This is a genomic window from Mesorhizobium sp. 10J20-29 (assembly GCF_054130485.1).
Window position 1 is genome coordinate 2,284,666 of the sequence record NZ_CP199156.1, and the last position, 14,388, is coordinate 2,299,053.

A 14,388-nucleotide genomic window follows, 5' to 3' on the forward strand; every position below is an offset into this window, starting at 1 on the left:
CCCGATGTTCGGAATTGACACCACGATACTGGCGTTCATCGCCCTTGCCGGTTGCAGCGCGGGGGCGGTGGCCTATGCCTTCCTTTTCAAGAGGATAGAGAGCGAGAACACGGCTGGCCGCCGGCTCGAGACCGTGAAGAAGGCCGAAACCGATCGCTCGGTCGTGATGGCCACGCGCGACCGCGCCGCCGAAGCGGCCAAGCGCCGCAAGTCCGTGCAGGATTCGCTCAAGGATCTCGATGCCAAGCAGATGGCGTCAGACAAGAACATCCGCAAGCCACCCCTGAAGGTGCAGTTGCGCCAGGCCGGCATGAAGGTTTCGATCGAACGCTTCTATATCTATTCCCTGCTTTGTGGTCTGCTGATCACGGCCGGAGCCTACGTGCTCCAGGCCCCGCTGCTCACCTTGCCGGGCGCATTGCTGGCAGGCGCCTTCGGCCTGCCGCGCTGGTTCGTCTCAATGAGGCGCGGCATGCGGGTGAAGGCGTTCCTCAACGAGTTCCCCAATTCGCTCGATATCATCGTGCGCGCCGTGAAATCCGGCCTTCCGCTCAACGACGGCATCAGACTTATTGCCAGCGAGTCGCCTGAACCGGTGAAGACGGAGTTCCGTCGCATCGTGGAATCGCAGCAGATTGGCCTGTCGATCCCGGATGCCGCCATCCGCATGCAGGAAACCATGCCGTGTCCGGAAGCCGGCTTCTTCGGCATCGTCATCCAGATCCAGCAGCAGGCGGGCGGCAATCTCTCCGAGGCGCTGGGCAACCTCTCGCGCGTGCTTCGCGACCGCAAGAAGATGAAGGCCAAGGTCCAGGCCCTTTCCATGGAAGCCAAGGCGTCCGCCGTCATTATCGGCGCGCTGCCTTTCCTCGTCGGATTCCTGGTCTACCTGTCCAGCCCGAACTACATCATGCCGCTCTTCACCACGAGCACCGGCCACCTCATTCTCGGTATCTCGGGCATCTGGATGTCGATCGGCATTTTCGTGATGCGCAAGATGATGAATTTCGATGTCTAGGAACGCAGCACAATGACCGCACAAGTCGTCAAGGCAATCACGGATCCCGCATTCCTGATCGCGTTGCTGGTCGGTATCGCGGTCTTCGCCACGATCTTCACGTTGATGCCGGCGTTGAGCGGCAACACCTTGAAGAACCGGATGAAGTCCGTCGCGCTCGAGCGCGACGAACTCCGCGCCAAGCAGCGCGCCAGGCTGGCCGTCGAGGCCGACCGGCGCCGCAAAGGCCTTCGGGAGGAACAGTCGGTGGGCATGCGCGCCATCGTCGACAGGCTCGACCTGCGGCGCGCACTCGTCGATGAAACCACGGTGGCGAAGCTCAAGGTGGCAGGCTTTCGCGGCCAGAATCCGCTGACCAAGTTCCTCTTCTTCCGCCTCGTGCTGCCTTTTGTCTTCTTTGCGGGCGCAGCGGCCTACACCTTTCTTCTCGGCGGTCTTCCCGAGCAGCCGACCTTCGTCAAGGTATTCGTCTGCGTCGTCGTTGCCTATGCCGGCTTCTACACGCCGGTTCTCTACGTCAACAACCGCGCCACCAAGCGCAAGCACTCGATCCAGATGGCCTGGCCCGATGCGCTCGACCTGATGCTGATCTGCGTCGAATCGGGCATGTCGATCGAAGCCGCCATCAAGCGGGTTGCCGACGAGATCGGTGGCCAGTCGGTAGCACTGGCCGAGGAACTGATCCTGACCAATGCCGAGCTTTCCTACCTGCCCGAGCGCAAGCAGGCCTATGACAATTTGTCGAGCCGCACGGGTCTGGAGTCGGTGAAGTCGGTTGCGCAGGCACTGGTCCAGGCCGAACGCTACGGTACGCCGGTGGCCCATGCCCTGCGCGTGCTGGCCAACGAAAGCCGCGACATGCGCATGAACGCCGCGGAGAAGAAGGCGGCCGCACTGCCGCCGAAGCTCACAGTGCCGATGATCCTGTTCTTCCTGCCCGTGCTGTTTGCCATCATTCTCGGGCCCGCCGGCATCCAGGTCAGCCAGCAGGGTGGCATCTTCGGTGACGGCGAAAAGACGATGCAGGAATAGCGCCGCACCGTCGGGCACAACCAGTCAAAGAAGAAGGGGCCGGTCGATCGACCGGCCCCTTCTTCTTTGCTGTTGCCCGGAGCCGATGCTCAGTTGGTGTTGGGCTTGTCTTCGTCCTTGAGCTGGTTCCAGGCATTCTGCTGAGCCAGCATGGAGCGCAGGTAGCTGACATTCGCTTCGGCCTGGTCCGGCGAAAGCTCGTGGCTGGCGATCTTCTCGGCCTCCTCGAAGCGGCCCTGCAGGCCGACGACGAGGGCGAGGTTCTGCCTGACGCGGCTGTCGGCGCCCGCTTGCTCGGAAGCCTTTCGCATATGCATCTCGGCGGTCTTGAGATCGCCCTCGAGCACGTAAGACATGCCGAGATTGGAGAGCACCGAAGGCTCGTTCGGCTTGAGGTCGAGCGCCCGCCGGTAAAGGTTGCGTGCCTCGCCGGCCTGGCCCAGCTGATCGAGGATGGCGGCTTCGGCCGACAGCAGCTTCCAGTCTGGATATTCGGGGGTCTGCGCCCTGCGCACCGCGTCGAGAGCGGGCTGCAATTCGCCGGCCCCCGCCAGGGACTTGCCGTAGGCTGCAAGCACCTCACGATCGGTCGGATGGGCGATGGCAAGCTTGCGCATCACAGCCAGAGACTGCTCCGTCTTTCCGTTCATCTGCAGCACGGTCGAGTATCGCATCGCCGTGGCCTTGTCGTCGGGGTTCTTGGTGTAGGACTTGCCGAGCGCCGCGCCAGCATCGCGCAGTTCGCCAGACGACATGTCGTTGACGGCTTTGCCGGATTGGCGGGAAATAGATCCCGTCGTCATCTTGCTGGTGCCGCAGCCGGACAGGTTTGCGACGACCGCGAGCGCCGTTGCAGCAAGGAGAAGCCTTTTTCCCGTTGCGTTCATCGTGCGGTTGGTCAACATCTTGGCAGGCGCTCCATTTTACGTGCACGGCCGCGTTTAGGTTCTGTGAAGAAATATTCTGTTAACCCTAACGGATGGTTAAGGAACGCCTCCTCGCAGCTATCGGGAACAATGCGGAATGCCTGTCGAACTCGTCGAAAAGAAACTTAAATCGTCTCGCCCCATCCATGTCATAGCCAAGGGCGGCCTGGACAGCGCTGGTCTGGCTGCGGCCGATGTCGCGTGGGCGAGGGCAAACGGCTTTTCAGGCGAGGCCGGTCGCACGCTTCTGGTTCCCGGCGCCGACGGGTCGGTGACCTCTGCCCTGTTCGGCGTAGGTGACGGAGCCGACCGCCTCTCGCTGGATTCTGGTTTCCTCGCGAAGTCATTGACGGAAGGAGACTGGCATCTTGCCGGAGATTTGGACGCCCCTGACTTGTCGGCATTGGGAATGATTCTCGGCGGCTACCAGTTCACCCGCTACGGCAAGAAGCCGGGCGCCAGGATCCGTTTGGCTTCGCCCGCCGGCACCGACGCCAAGTGGGTCGGTCGCATCGCCGAAGGCGTTTTCCTCGCCCGCGACCTGGTCAACACGCCGACCAACGACATGGGCCCCGACGAGCTCGAACTGGCAGTCCGGCGCCTTGCAAAGGCGCACAAGGCCAAGGTGTCCGTGATTGCCGGCGACGACCTGATCGCCAGGAATTTTCCGATGATCCATGCCGTCGGGCGCGCTTCCGACAAGGCGCCGCGCCTGATCGACATGATCTGGGGAAGAAGGGATGCGCCGAAGGTCACGCTGGTCGGCAAGGGGGTCTGCTTCGACACAGGCGGCCTCGACATCAAGCCGGCGAGCGGCATGCTGCTGATGAAGAAGGACATGGGCGGCGCTGCCAACGTGCTTGGCCTCGCCTCGATGATCATGTCGGCCGGAATGAAGGTCAGGCTTCGCGTGCTGATACCGGCGGTCGAAAATGCGATCGCCGGAAATGCCTTCAGGCCGGGCGACGTGCTGACAAGCCGCAAGGGGCTGACAGTCGAGATTGGCAACACGGACGCAGAGGGACGCCTTGTGCTCGCCGACGCGCTGGCATTGGCGGACGAAGAGGTGCCGGACCTTCTGATCGACATGGCGACGCTGACTGGTGCCGCCCGGGTCGCACTCGGCCCGGACCTGCCGCCTTTCTATACCGGCGACGACGACCTCGCGGCGGAGGTGTCGTCAGCGGCGTCGGAGATCGCGGATCCTCTGTGGCGTATGCCCCTCTGGCAGCCCTACGACAAGAAGCTGGCTTCCAAGATCGCCGATCTCAACAACGTCACCCCCGACGGCTTTGCGGGCTCGCTCACAGCGGCGCTGTTCCTGAAGAGGTTCGTCGAGAAGGCTGGCGCCTGGGCGCATTTCGACATCTTCGCCTGGAGCCCGTCCGACCGGCCGCATGGACCGGCTGGAGGCGAGGCGCAGGGCATCAGGGCGCTCGAACGGGTGATTTCGCGCCGCTTCGGCTGAGTTGACGCTGAGCAGGCTAACAATGAAACGGAAGCGAAACAATTTTGCCGCATTCTGCCGCGATGTCGATCTCATTGCGCCCGAGCCAGGCCCTTCAACTGTGGCAGCAGGTAACCCTATCGGAGGTGCGCGACGACGCGCCTGACCTGACCATGCGCCAGATGGCGATCCTGCTGACGATCTATCTCGAGAGGCCGCCGCATACGGTGCGGGGCCTGGCTGCGCGGTTGCAGGTGACAAAGCCGGTAATCACGCGCGCGCTAGACACGATGGGCCGCCTCAAGCTGGTGTCGCGGCACCGCGACGAGCGCGACCGGCGCAACGTCCTGGTCAAGCGGACCGTCGAAGGTGCCCTCTATGTCGAGCGCTTCGGCGATGTTATTATTGCGCAGGCTCTGGAGTTACCGATTTGACTGCCCACGACAAGCGTCTTCATGCCATCAGGCCGGATCTCGCAGACGAGAGACTGCGCGGCCAGGTCTCGTCTGATCGGTTCGTCGCCGGCCGGCCGGCCCGCATCTCCGTGCCTGTCGCCAATGTCCTGAAGGAGCCGTCGGCGGACGCGGAACTGAGCACGCAGCTGCAACTCGGGGAAAACGTCATAGTCTTCGAGGAGACCGGCGGATGGACCTGGGTGCAGGGCGGCTTCGACGGCTATGTAGGCTATGTCGAAGCAGGCTCAATCGGCAATGTCGGCGCGCCGGCGACGCATGTTGTCCGCGTCCCGCGAACCTTCATCTATTCCGGCCCTGACCTGAAGCTGCCGCACCGCGCCAGCCTGTCCATGGGCGCGTCGGTTGCGGTGACCGGCTCAGCGGAGACCCGCGGCACGCGCTATGCGGTGCTGGCCTCGGGCGAGGCGATCATCGCCGAACATCTGGTCCCAAGAGGCCATGATGACGACGATTTCGTCGCGGTGGCCGAGATGCTGGCGTTGACGCCTTACCTCTGGGGCGGCTGCACGGGTTTCGGCATCGACTGTTCGGGTCTCGTCCAGTTGTCGATGCGGATGGCAGGCCGCAAGGCCCTGCGCGATTCCGACATGCAGGCCGAAACGGTCGGCGAGCCGATTGAGCCGGGCGGACAATTGCGCCGCGGCGACCTGGTTTTCTGGAAGGGCCATGTCGCCATCATGACCGACCCCGAGACGATCCTCCACGCCAATGGCCACACGATGATGGTTTCCCGCGAGCGGCTGGCCGACGCGGTCGACCGGATCGGCTACCTCTACGGCACGCCGACTGGCTACCGTCGCCCCTGAACTAGTATCCGGCCCCGCGGTCGACCACGTATTGCAAGGGCTCGCCGCGTTCGAACGCGGCCATCTGCTCGAGCATCGGCTCGACGAGGTGAACCGGGTCTGATGTGGCGGCTGCATGCGGCGTGACGAATACGGCGGGATGGTTCCACAGCGGGCTGGTACGGGGCAGTGGCTCGACTTCGAACACGTCGAGGCTGGCCTCCTTCAGGGTTCCGTCCTCGAGCGCCCGCAGGATGTCGGCGTCCTTCTGCAGCCTGCCGCGCCCGGCATTGATCAGCACCGCGCCGCCGAGGCCGTTGCGCTTGCGCAGTTCCCTTAGCAGTTCGTAGTTGATGATGCCCGTGGTCTGCGGCGTCAGCGGCAGCAGCACAACCAGAATGTCGGTGGCATTGAGGAAGGGGATCAGCCCGTCATCGCCGCAGAAGGTGGCAACGTCGGTCATTGTCTGCTCCCGGCGGCTCCAGCCGTTGACCCGGAAACCGGCGGAAAGAAGCGTATGTGCCGCGGCGCGTCCGAGTTGCCCGAGACCCATGATACCGACCGAGATGTCGCTTGCAGGCCGTTGGGCGGGCTCACGCCAGATCTTGCGCTTCTGCTGCGCCCTGAACAGCATGCCCTGCCGGTGATGGTCGAGGACGCGCCAGAGCACATACTCGGTCATGTACTGCGTCAGGTTATCGGCGACGACGCGCACGATCGGCACGTCGGGCACGCCCGGGTCATTGAAGATGTGGTCGACGCCGGCGCCGATGGAGAAGATTGCCCTGAGGTTCGGCAGGCCGGCCAGCAGGTTCGGCCGCTGCTTCCACACCACCGCGTAGGTGATCGAAGGATCGTTCGGCCCGTCCGGTTCAAGCACGACCTCGCGGGACTTCGACAGGAGTTCGAGCCACAATCGCGGACTGAACCCGGTCACGGAGAGCAGAATTCGACCTTGTTCTTTCTCAGGCATCGGTTCCTCTGATGTTTCCGGCACTACTCGCTGACGACGCCTGTCGCCGCGGTCTCGATCCTGAAGGCTGCCGAGATCAGTGCTCTGGTATAGTCGGATTGCGGCCTTTCGAAAATCTGTTCGGCCGGGCCCGCTTCGACGATCTTGCCGTTGCGCATGACGATGACGTCGTTGGCGAGCGCCCTGACGACCTTCAGGTCATGGCTGATGAACAGATAGGCCAGTTCGTGCCTGGCCTGGAGGCTGCGCAACAGGTCGACGACCTGTGCCTGGACGCTCATATCGAGCGCCGATGTGGGCTCGTCCAGCATGACGAATTTGGGCTTCAACACCATCGCCCGAGCAATCGCGATACGCTGGCGCTGGCCGCCCGAGAACTCGTGCGGGTAGCGAAAGCGGGTTTCCGGGTCGAGGCCGACCTCGTTCAGCACATCGACCACCCGGCGGTCCCGCTCCTCGACCGACAATGCCGGCTCGTGGATGGCGAGGCCCTCCTCGATGATCTCCGATACCGACATGCGCGGGCTGAGCGAGCCGTAGGGGTCCTGGAAGACGATCTGCAACTCGCGCCGCAGCGGCCGCATGTCGCTGAAGGAGAGCGCGTCGATATCGCGACCGTTGAAATGGATCTTTCCCTGCGACGAGATCATGCGGGCAAGCGCCAGCCCCAGCGTGGTCTTGCCCGACCCGGATTCGCCGACGACGCCGAGCGTCTGCCCTGCGCGGACAGTCACGTCGACCCCGTCGACCGCCTTCACATGGTCGACCGTCTTGCGGAAGAAGCCCTGCTTGATCGGGAACCAGACCTTGATGTCCTCGCCCGACATGACGGTCCTGGCCGAGGCGTCGGCTGCCGGCGGCCGGCCCTTCGGCTCGGCTGCCAGCAGGTGGCGGGTGTATTCGTGCTGCGGATTGGAGAAGATCTCCTCCGTCGGACCCATCTCGACGATCTTGCCATGCGTCATGACGCAGACCCGGTCGGCGATCTTGCGCACGATGCCGAGGTCGTGGGTGATGAACAGCATCGACATGCCCAGCCGTGCCTTAAGGTCGGCCAGCAGCTCTAGGATTTGCGCCTGCACGGTAACGTCGAGCGCCGTCGTCGGCTCGTCGGCGATCAGCAGTTCCGGCTCATTGGCAAGCGCCATGGCGATCATCACGCGCTGCCGCTGACCACCTGATAGCTGATGCGGATAGGCGCCGAGCCGCCGCTCCGGATCGCGGATGCCGACCTCGTGGAACAGTTCGATCGTCCGCTTGCGGGCCTGCTGGTCGCGCATGCCCTGGTGCAGGGACAGCACCTCGACGATCTGCTGCTCGATCGTGTGCAGCGGGTTGAGCGAGGTCATCGGCTCCTGGAAGATCATCGTGACCTTGTTGCCGCGCACCTTCCTGAGTTCGTTCTCCCCTTGGGAAAGCAGGTCCTCGCCCTTGAACAAGACCTGCCCTGAGGGATGGCTGGCCGACGGGTAGGGGAGAAGCTTCAGCACCGAGAGCGCCGTGACGGACTTTCCCGAGCCGGACTCGCCTACCAGCGCCACGGTCTCGCCCCGGCCTATGTCGAACGAGACGCGGTCGACGGCGGTGGACGACTTGCCGCCCTGGGTGAAGGCCACGGAAAGGTCCCTGACCGAAAGGAGAGGCGTATCGCTCACTTGAATGTCTTCCTCGGGTCGAAGGCATCGCGCGTTGCTTCGCCGATGAAGATCAGCAGCGACAGCATCAGCGAGATGACGACGAAACCGGACAGGCCGAGCCAGGGCGCGTTGAGGTTGCTCTGCCCCTGCCGCAGCAGCTCGCCGAGCGAGGCGGAGCCCGGCGGCAGGCCGAAGCCGAGGAAATCGAGCGAGGTCAGGGTGGTGATCGAACCGTTCAGGATGAAGGGCAGGAAGGTCAGCGTCGCCACCATGGCGTTGGGCAGCAGGTGGCGGAACATGATCGTCCGGTTCGAGACGCCGAGCGCGCGGGCCGCGTTGACGTATTCGAAATTGCGGGCGCGCAGGAACTCGGCCCTGACGACACCGACGAAGGCGACCCAGGAAAACAGCAGCATCAGCCCGAGAAGGATGAAGAAGCCGGGCGGCAGAACGGCCGCCACGATGAGCAGGAGGTAGAGCAGAGGAATTGCCGTCCAGATTTCGATGAAGCGCTGGAACAGCAGGTCGACCATGCCGCCGAAATAGCCCTGAACGGCGCCTGCCGATACGCCGATGACGGCCGATCCGAGCGTCAGGATCAGGCCGAACAGGACCGAGATGCGGAAGCCATAGATGACGCGGGCGAGCACGTCGCGCGCCTGGTCGTCGGTGCCGAGCCAGTTCCAGTTGCCGAGATTGCAGTTCGGATCGTCGACCCCGAGCGGATAGCGCTGGCAGCGTGTTTCCTTGTCGTAGAGCCAGGAGGGTTTCGCGGGGGCTGCCTGCGGAATGTCGTTGTTGACGGTCCGGTAGGAGTAGCGCACCGGGGGCCAGAGTATCCAGCCATTGGCCTCGATTTCCTCGGAGATCACCGGGTCGCGGTAATCGGTGACGGCGAGGAAGCCGCCGAACTTCTCTTCCGGGTAGTCCACGGCAAAGGGCACCAGCAACTCGCCGTTGTAATAGGCGAGGATCGGCCGGTCATTGGCGATCACCTCGGCGATCAGCGACAATCCGAACAGCGCGAGGAATATCCACAGCGACCAGTAGCCGCGGCGGTTGGCCTTGAAGCTCTGCCAGCGCCGCTGGTTGAGCGGTGAGAGCCATGGTCGCTTCCGGACGGCTGGCACGGTATCGGCCAGCGACATCAGACATCCCTCCGGTCGAAGTCGATGCGCGGGTCGATCCAGGTGTAGGTGAGATCCGAGATCAGGCTGACGAACAACCCGAGCAGCGAGAAGATGTAGAGGTTGGCGAAGACCACGGGATAATCGCGGTCGAGCACCGAACGGAAGCCGAGAAGGCCGAGCCCGTCGAGCGAAAAAATGTTCTCGATTAGCAGCGATCCGGTGAAGAAGGCGGAGATGAAGGCGCCGGGAAAGCCGGCGATGACGATCAGCATCGCATTTCGGAAAACGTGGCCGTAAAGCACCTGTCGCTCCGACAGGCCCTTGGCGCGCGCCGTCACGACATACTGCTTGCGGATTTCGTCGAGGAAGGAGTTCTTGGTCAGCAGCGTGGTGGTGGCGAAAGCCGAGAGAACCATGGCTGTCAGCGGCAGCGCCAGGTGCCAGAAATAGTCGAGAATCTTGCCGCCCAGCGACAGCTGGTCGAAGTTCTCCGAGGTCAGGCCGCGCAGCGGAAACCAGTCGAAGAACGATCCGCCGGCGAAGAACACCATCAGCATGATGGCGAAGAGGAAGCCCGGAATGGCGTAGCCGATGATGACGATGCCGCTTGTCCAGACGTCGAAGGCCGACCCGTCCTTCACTGCCTTGCGGATGCCGAGTGGGATGGAGATTAGGTAGGACAGGAGGGTGATCCACAGGCCGATCGAAATCGAGACGGGCATCTTCTCGAGGATCAGGTCGAGCACCGAGATGTCGCGGAAATAACTGTCGCCGAAGTCGAACCGCGCATAGTTCCACAACATCAGTCCGAAGCGCTCAAGCGGGGGCTTGTCGAAGCCGAACTGCTTTTCGAGCTTGGCGATGAATTCGGCGTCGAGCCCCTGCGCGCCCCGGTATTTCGACGATCCCTCGCCGCCCTGACCGAACTCGCCGCCACCTGCGGCACCGTCGCCGCCACCGCTGCTCAGGCGGTCGCTGCCCTGGCCGGTCAGTTTGGCGATGACCTGTTCGACAGGTCCGCCGGGCGCGAACTGGATGACGGCGAAGGAGATGGCCATGATGCCGAGCAGGGTCGGGATCATCAGCAGCACGCGTCGGAGAATATAGGCGCCCATCAGCGTTCGCCCTCCCGTACCGGCCGCAGGAGCGCGCCCCGGCAGGACCGGCGCCGCGTGCTCACGCCTTCAGGTCCATTGATTCCGGTCCGTTGCCAGGATCGGGTGCTAGCCCTTGCCAATTGCCGCCGCCTTTTCCTTGTCGAACCACCACATCTCCTCCACCGGAAAACCGTAGTCCGGTTTGGGCTCCTGGTATCCGAACATGTCCCAGAAGGCGACCCGGTGATTCGCCGAGTACCAATTTGGAATCCAGTCTCGCCGCGCGCGCAAGACCCGGTCCAGCGCACGCATGGCGGTGATCAGGCCCTGCCGGTCGCCGGCAGCGCCGACGGCGTCGATGAGCGCGTCGACGGACGGGTCCGCTGTGCCCGGGAAATTGCGCGAACCCGGCAGGCTAGCCGCGCGTGAATGGAATAGTCCGTCGATCTCGTCGCGCGTCGGGGTGGCGCTGAAGGACAGGGCCATCGAGATGAGGTCGAAGTCGAAGCTTGCCTGCCGCGCCTGGTGTTGTGCGGCATCAACCAGGCGGATCGACGCGTCGATGCCGATCGATTTCATGATCTCGGTCCATGGTCCGAAAACGCGCGCGAAAGTCTCCTGATCGATGAGGATCTCGACGGTGAGGCGCTCGTTTCGATCGTTGACACGGAACGCGCCGGAGCGCTTCCAGCCAGCCTGGTCGAGCAGCTTCGAAGCGGCCCCGAGCACCTTGCGGTCGCGCCCGGACCCATCCGTCACAACCTGGATGACGGCCTCGCCGAACGCCTCGTCGGGGATCTTGCCGCGGAGCGGCTCGAGCAGTGCGAGTTCTTCCGGCGAGGGTAGGCCGACGGCCTTGTAGTCCGAGCGTTCGAAGCAAGACTGCGAGCGCGTATAGGCATCGTAGAACAGATTGCGGTTGGTCCACTCGAAGTCGAAGCACATGCCGATCGCCTGGCGCACGCGAGCATCGCGGAAGCGGTCGCGGCGCTGGTTGACCGCGACCGCTTGCATGGAAGGTCGATGCTCGCCGGGGAACTCGCGCTTGACGACCTTGCCTGCTGTGAGCGCCGGGAAGTCGTAGTCGGTCGCCCATGTGCGCGAGGTGAACTCCTGGCGGAAATGGATGTCACCCTTCTTGAAGGCTTCGAAGGCGGCCTGGCGCTCGCGGTAGAACTCGATGCGGATGCGGTCGAAATTGTAGAGGCCGCGATTGATCGGCAGGTCGCGCGCCCAGTAGTCCTCGACGCGATCGAACTCTATGCTGCGGCCGGCGGAGATACGGCCGACGCGGTAGGGCCCCGAGCCGAGCGGTGCCTCCAGCCCGGCGCTGCCAAACGGGTTTTCGGTGAAGTAGTGTTTCGACACGATCGGAAAGATAATGACGTCCTGAACCGTGCGCGCCGACTGTCTGCCGGAGAAGGTCAGGCGGAATGTCTGCGGATCGGGCGCCTCGGCCGATACCATTTCGGTAAGCGGCAATAGTAGGTTCGGATGACCGTCGGACTTGAGGAGGTTGAAGGTGAAGGCGACATCGTCCGCCGTCAGCGGCGTTCCGTCGTGAAAACGGGCCTCCGGTCGCAGCGCGAAATCGAAGCTGTTGCGGTCGGCCGACAGCACCACGGATTCAGCGATCAGCCCGTAGAACGCATCGGGCTCGTCGAGTACCGGCGTCATCAGCGAATCGAAGCACAGTTCCATCCGCGGGGGCGCATCGCCTGTCGGCACGAAGGAGTTCAGCGTGTTGAAGGTCTGGGTGTTCTGGTTGTAGAGCCAGTTTGGCGGCTGGAAGTTGAAGGTGCCGCCCTTGGGCGCGCCGGGATTGACGTAATCGAGGCGCTCGAACCCCTTCGGGTATTTCAGGTCGCCAAAGGCGGAGAGCCCGTGCAGCCTCGTCCCGGTCGGCGTGGCGGCGAAGGCCTGTCCGGGCAGCGTGCCTGCGGTAAGTGCGCCGCCGGCTAACGCAAGAAAATCCCGCCGGGAAAGCCCGCGCGCAGCCATCAATTGGCAGACTTGTACTTGGAAGACAGAATAGCTTCCTTCTCGGGATCGACCCACCAGGACTCGATATCCACGCCGATGTAGCCGGGCTGCTTGTCGGGCATCCCGAACTTGTTCCAGTAGGCGATCCAGACCTTCGCCAGATGCCACTGCGGAACGACATAGAACTCCCAGAGGAGGACTCGATCCAGCGCATGCGTGGCGGCAAGCAGGTCTTCCCGGTCGGTGGCGAAGATCACCTTGTCGACCAGGGCATCGACCACCGGGTTCTTGATGCCTGACTTGTTGCGCGAACCGGGCGTATCGGCGGCCGACGACGAGAAGAAGTCGCGCTGCTCGTTGCCGGGCGACAGTGACTGGGCCAGCACCGCCGTCACCGCGTCATAGTCGAAGTTCTCGTAGCGGTTCACGTACTGGCTGGTGTCGACGATGCGCAGCGTAGTGTCGATTCCAAGCTTTCGCAGATTGTCCATGAAGGGAGCGGTCACCCGCTCGTCGCTTGGATCGTTGCCAAGGAACTCTATTCTGAACTGCTCGCCGGTCTCCTCATTGATCAGCTTGCCGCCCTTGCTGGCCCAACCGGCCTCCTTGAAGAGCTGCACGGCGCGTCGCAGATTGTCGCGCGTCGATTGCGGGGTGTCATAGACGGGGAGCTTGAACTCCTCGGTAAAGACCTCCGGTGGCAACTGGTCGCGGAACGGCTCGAGAATGGCCAGTTCCTTGCCGGTCGGCAGACCGCTTGAGGCCAACTCGCCGCCTTCGAAATAGGAGTCCGTGCGAGCGTAGGAATCATAGAAGAGCGTGCGGTTCATGCTCTCGAAATCGAAGGCATAGGTAAGAGCCTGGCGGACGCGCCGGTCCTGGAACTGCGGCCGGCGAATGTTGAGAACGAAGCCCTGCATCGGTTCGCCGGAGGTCGTGTCGAACTCGGCCTTGATGACGTCGCCTGCCTTGAAGGCCGGGAAGTCGTAGCCGATGGCCCAGCGCTGGGATCGGTTCTCGCGTCTGATGTCGTCGAAGCCGCCCTTGGTGAAGGCTTGCCATGCGGCATTGTCGTCGCGGAAATATGAATACCGCCGGATGTCGAAGTTTTCGCGGCCGACCTTTACGGGAAGATCCGCGCCCCAATAGTCCTCGACACGCTCCCAGACGATTTCCTGGCCGGCCTTGAAGCCCTTGACCTTGTAGGCGCCCGACCCGAGCGGCGGCTCCAGTGTCTGGCGCGTAATGTCGCGCGTCTTGCCGGAGGCGTCGGTGCCTTCCCACCAATGCTTGGGCAGCACCGGCATGTCGCCGAGGATCTGCGGCAGTTCGCGATTGCCCTTCTGGTCGAAGCGGAACTCGACCTCGCGATCGGACACCGCAACGGCCTCGGTCACGTTGGCATAGTATTTGTTATAGAGCGGGCTGTTCTTTTTCAGCACGTCGAAGGTCCACACGACGTCCTCGACGGTGATTGGCTGGCCATCATGCCATTTCGCCCGCGGGTCGAGCCGGTAGGTGGCAGATGAAAAATCGTCCGGATGCTTGTAGGCGTCAGCGAGCAGCGCGTGGCTGGTGCTCGGCTCATCGGTCGCCTGCTCCATCAGCGTGTCATAGAGCAGGCCGCCGCCGAATGGCGTGAAGCCTGCGGCGGGCGATCCCTGCACGATGTACGGATTGAAGCTGTCGAAACTGCCAGCTGCGGTGCTGTTGAGCGTGCCGCCCTTGGGCGCATCGGGATTGACGTAGTCGTAGTGCTTGAAGTCGTCGCCATATTTCGACTTGTCCATCAGCGACGAGGTCGTCAGCCACTCCTCGGACTGGGCCGGCAGACTGCCGGCGACAAGCGATGCGGACATCCATCCGGCGAGCAGCAAGCTTCTT

The 14,388-nt window shown here is 63.4% G+C and carries 12 protein-coding genes; 5 read left to right on the forward strand and 7 right to left on the reverse strand.

Annotated elements, in window-relative coordinates; genetic code table 11:
• Positions 1–4: 4 nt before the first annotated feature.
• Complete coding sequence (locus tag ACT2BZ_RS10955; protein WP_457941006.1) at positions 5–1,018, forward strand: type II secretion system F family protein; 1,014 nt, start codon at positions 5–7, stop codon at positions 1,016–1,018.
• A 12-nt stretch (positions 1,019–1,030) separates the two neighbouring features.
• The gene (locus tag ACT2BZ_RS10960; protein WP_457941007.1) at positions 1,031–2,050 is read left to right on the forward strand and encodes a type II secretion system F family protein; all 1,020 of its coding nucleotides are present in this window, start codon (positions 1,031–1,033) and stop codon (positions 2,048–2,050) included.
• A gap of 89 nt (positions 2,051–2,139) precedes the next feature.
• Here the strand turns inward: ACT2BZ_RS10960 and ACT2BZ_RS10965 are convergent, their stop codons facing one another.
• A complete protein-coding gene (locus tag ACT2BZ_RS10965; RefSeq protein WP_457941008.1) occupies positions 2,140–2,955 on the reverse strand; it encodes a tetratricopeptide repeat protein in 816 nt (271 codons plus the stop codon).
• 118 nt (positions 2,956–3,073) lie between these two features.
• Here ACT2BZ_RS10965 and ACT2BZ_RS10970 point away from each other — a divergent pair, with 118 nt between their 5' ends.
• The 3 genes from ACT2BZ_RS10970 (at position 3,074) to ACT2BZ_RS10980 (ending at position 5,705) form a co-directional block, all read left to right on the forward strand.
• Positions 3,074–4,444, forward strand: coding sequence for a leucyl aminopeptidase family protein (locus ACT2BZ_RS10970; protein ID WP_457941009.1), 1,371 nt, complete (start codon positions 3,074–3,076; stop codon positions 4,442–4,444).
• A 62-nt stretch (positions 4,445–4,506) separates the two neighbouring features.
• The gene (locus ACT2BZ_RS10975) at positions 4,507–4,857 is read left to right on the forward strand and encodes a MarR family transcriptional regulator (protein ID WP_457941010.1); all 351 of its coding nucleotides are present in this window, start codon (positions 4,507–4,509) and stop codon (positions 4,855–4,857) included.
• On the forward strand, positions 4,854–5,705 hold the full coding sequence (locus ACT2BZ_RS10980; protein WP_457941011.1) for a C40 family peptidase: 852 nt from the start codon (positions 4,854–4,856) through the stop codon (positions 5,703–5,705). The genes ACT2BZ_RS10975 and ACT2BZ_RS10980 overlap by 4 nt, the downstream gene beginning before the upstream one ends.
• Position 5,706: 1 nt before the next feature.
• Here the strand turns inward: ACT2BZ_RS10980 and ACT2BZ_RS10985 are convergent, their stop codons facing one another.
• The 6 genes from ACT2BZ_RS10985 to ACT2BZ_RS11010 all read right to left on the reverse strand — a co-directional run bounded on the left by ACT2BZ_RS10985 (position 5,707) and on the right by ACT2BZ_RS11010 (position 14,363).
• On the reverse strand, positions 5,707–6,657 hold the full coding sequence (locus ACT2BZ_RS10985) for a 2-hydroxyacid dehydrogenase (RefSeq protein ID WP_457941012.1): 951 nt from the start codon (positions 6,655–6,657) through the stop codon (positions 5,707–5,709).
• A 23-nt stretch (positions 6,658–6,680) separates the two neighbouring features.
• A complete protein-coding gene (locus ACT2BZ_RS10990; protein WP_457941013.1) occupies positions 6,681–8,312 on the reverse strand; it encodes an ABC transporter ATP-binding protein in 1,632 nt (543 codons plus the stop codon).
• On the reverse strand, positions 8,309–9,442 hold the full coding sequence (locus tag ACT2BZ_RS10995; protein ID WP_457941014.1) for an ABC transporter permease: 1,134 nt from the start codon (positions 9,440–9,442) through the stop codon (positions 8,309–8,311). The genes ACT2BZ_RS10990 and ACT2BZ_RS10995 overlap by 4 nt, the downstream gene beginning before the upstream one ends.
• On the reverse strand, positions 9,442–10,539 hold the full coding sequence (locus ACT2BZ_RS11000; RefSeq protein ID WP_457941015.1) for a microcin C ABC transporter permease YejB: 1,098 nt from the start codon (positions 10,537–10,539) through the stop codon (positions 9,442–9,444). The genes ACT2BZ_RS10995 and ACT2BZ_RS11000 overlap by 1 nt, the downstream gene beginning before the upstream one ends.
• Before the next feature lie 108 nt (positions 10,540–10,647).
• A complete protein-coding gene (locus tag ACT2BZ_RS11005) occupies positions 10,648–12,522 on the reverse strand; it encodes an extracellular solute-binding protein (RefSeq protein ID WP_457941016.1) in 1,875 nt (624 codons plus the stop codon).
• Positions 12,522–14,363: an extracellular solute-binding protein gene (locus tag ACT2BZ_RS11010; RefSeq protein WP_457941275.1), complete on the reverse strand. Its 1,842-nt coding sequence runs from the start codon at positions 14,361–14,363 to the stop codon at positions 12,522–12,524. The genes ACT2BZ_RS11005 and ACT2BZ_RS11010 overlap by 1 nt, the downstream gene beginning before the upstream one ends.
• Positions 14,364–14,388: the final 25 nt, after the last annotated feature.

Bases quoted from the DNA above. Each gene is read 5' to 3' on its own strand.
- ACT2BZ_RS10955 (WP_457941006.1), top strand. From the start codon at position 5: ATGTTCGGAATTGACACCACGATACTGGCGTTCATCGCCCTTGCCGGT.
- ACT2BZ_RS10960 (WP_457941007.1), top strand. From the start codon at position 1,031: ATGACCGCACAAGTCGTCAAGGCAATCACGGATCCCGCATTCCTGATC.
- ACT2BZ_RS10965 (WP_457941008.1), bottom strand. From the start codon at position 2,955: ATGTTGACCAACCGCACGATGAACGCAACGGGAAAAAGGCTTCTCCTT.
- ACT2BZ_RS10970 (WP_457941009.1), top strand. From the start codon at position 3,074: ATGCCTGTCGAACTCGTCGAAAAGAAACTTAAATCGTCTCGCCCCATC.
- ACT2BZ_RS10975 (WP_457941010.1), top strand. From the start codon at position 4,507: ATGTCGATCTCATTGCGCCCGAGCCAGGCCCTTCAACTGTGGCAGCAG.
- ACT2BZ_RS10985 (WP_457941012.1), bottom strand. From the start codon at position 6,657: ATGCCTGAGAAAGAACAAGGTCGAATTCTGCTCTCCGTGACCGGGTTC.
- ACT2BZ_RS10995 (WP_457941014.1), bottom strand. From the start codon at position 9,442: ATGTCGCTGGCCGATACCGTGCCAGCCGTCCGGAAGCGACCATGGCTC.
- ACT2BZ_RS11000 (WP_457941015.1), bottom strand. From the start codon at position 10,539: ATGGGCGCCTATATTCTCCGACGCGTGCTGCTGATGATCCCGACCCTG.
- ACT2BZ_RS11005 (WP_457941016.1), bottom strand. From the start codon at position 12,522: ATGGCTGCGCGCGGGCTTTCCCGGCGGGATTTTCTTGCGTTAGCCGGC.
- ACT2BZ_RS11010 (WP_457941275.1), bottom strand. From the start codon at position 14,363: ATGTCCGCATCGCTTGTCGCCGGCAGTCTGCCGGCCCAGTCCGAGGAG.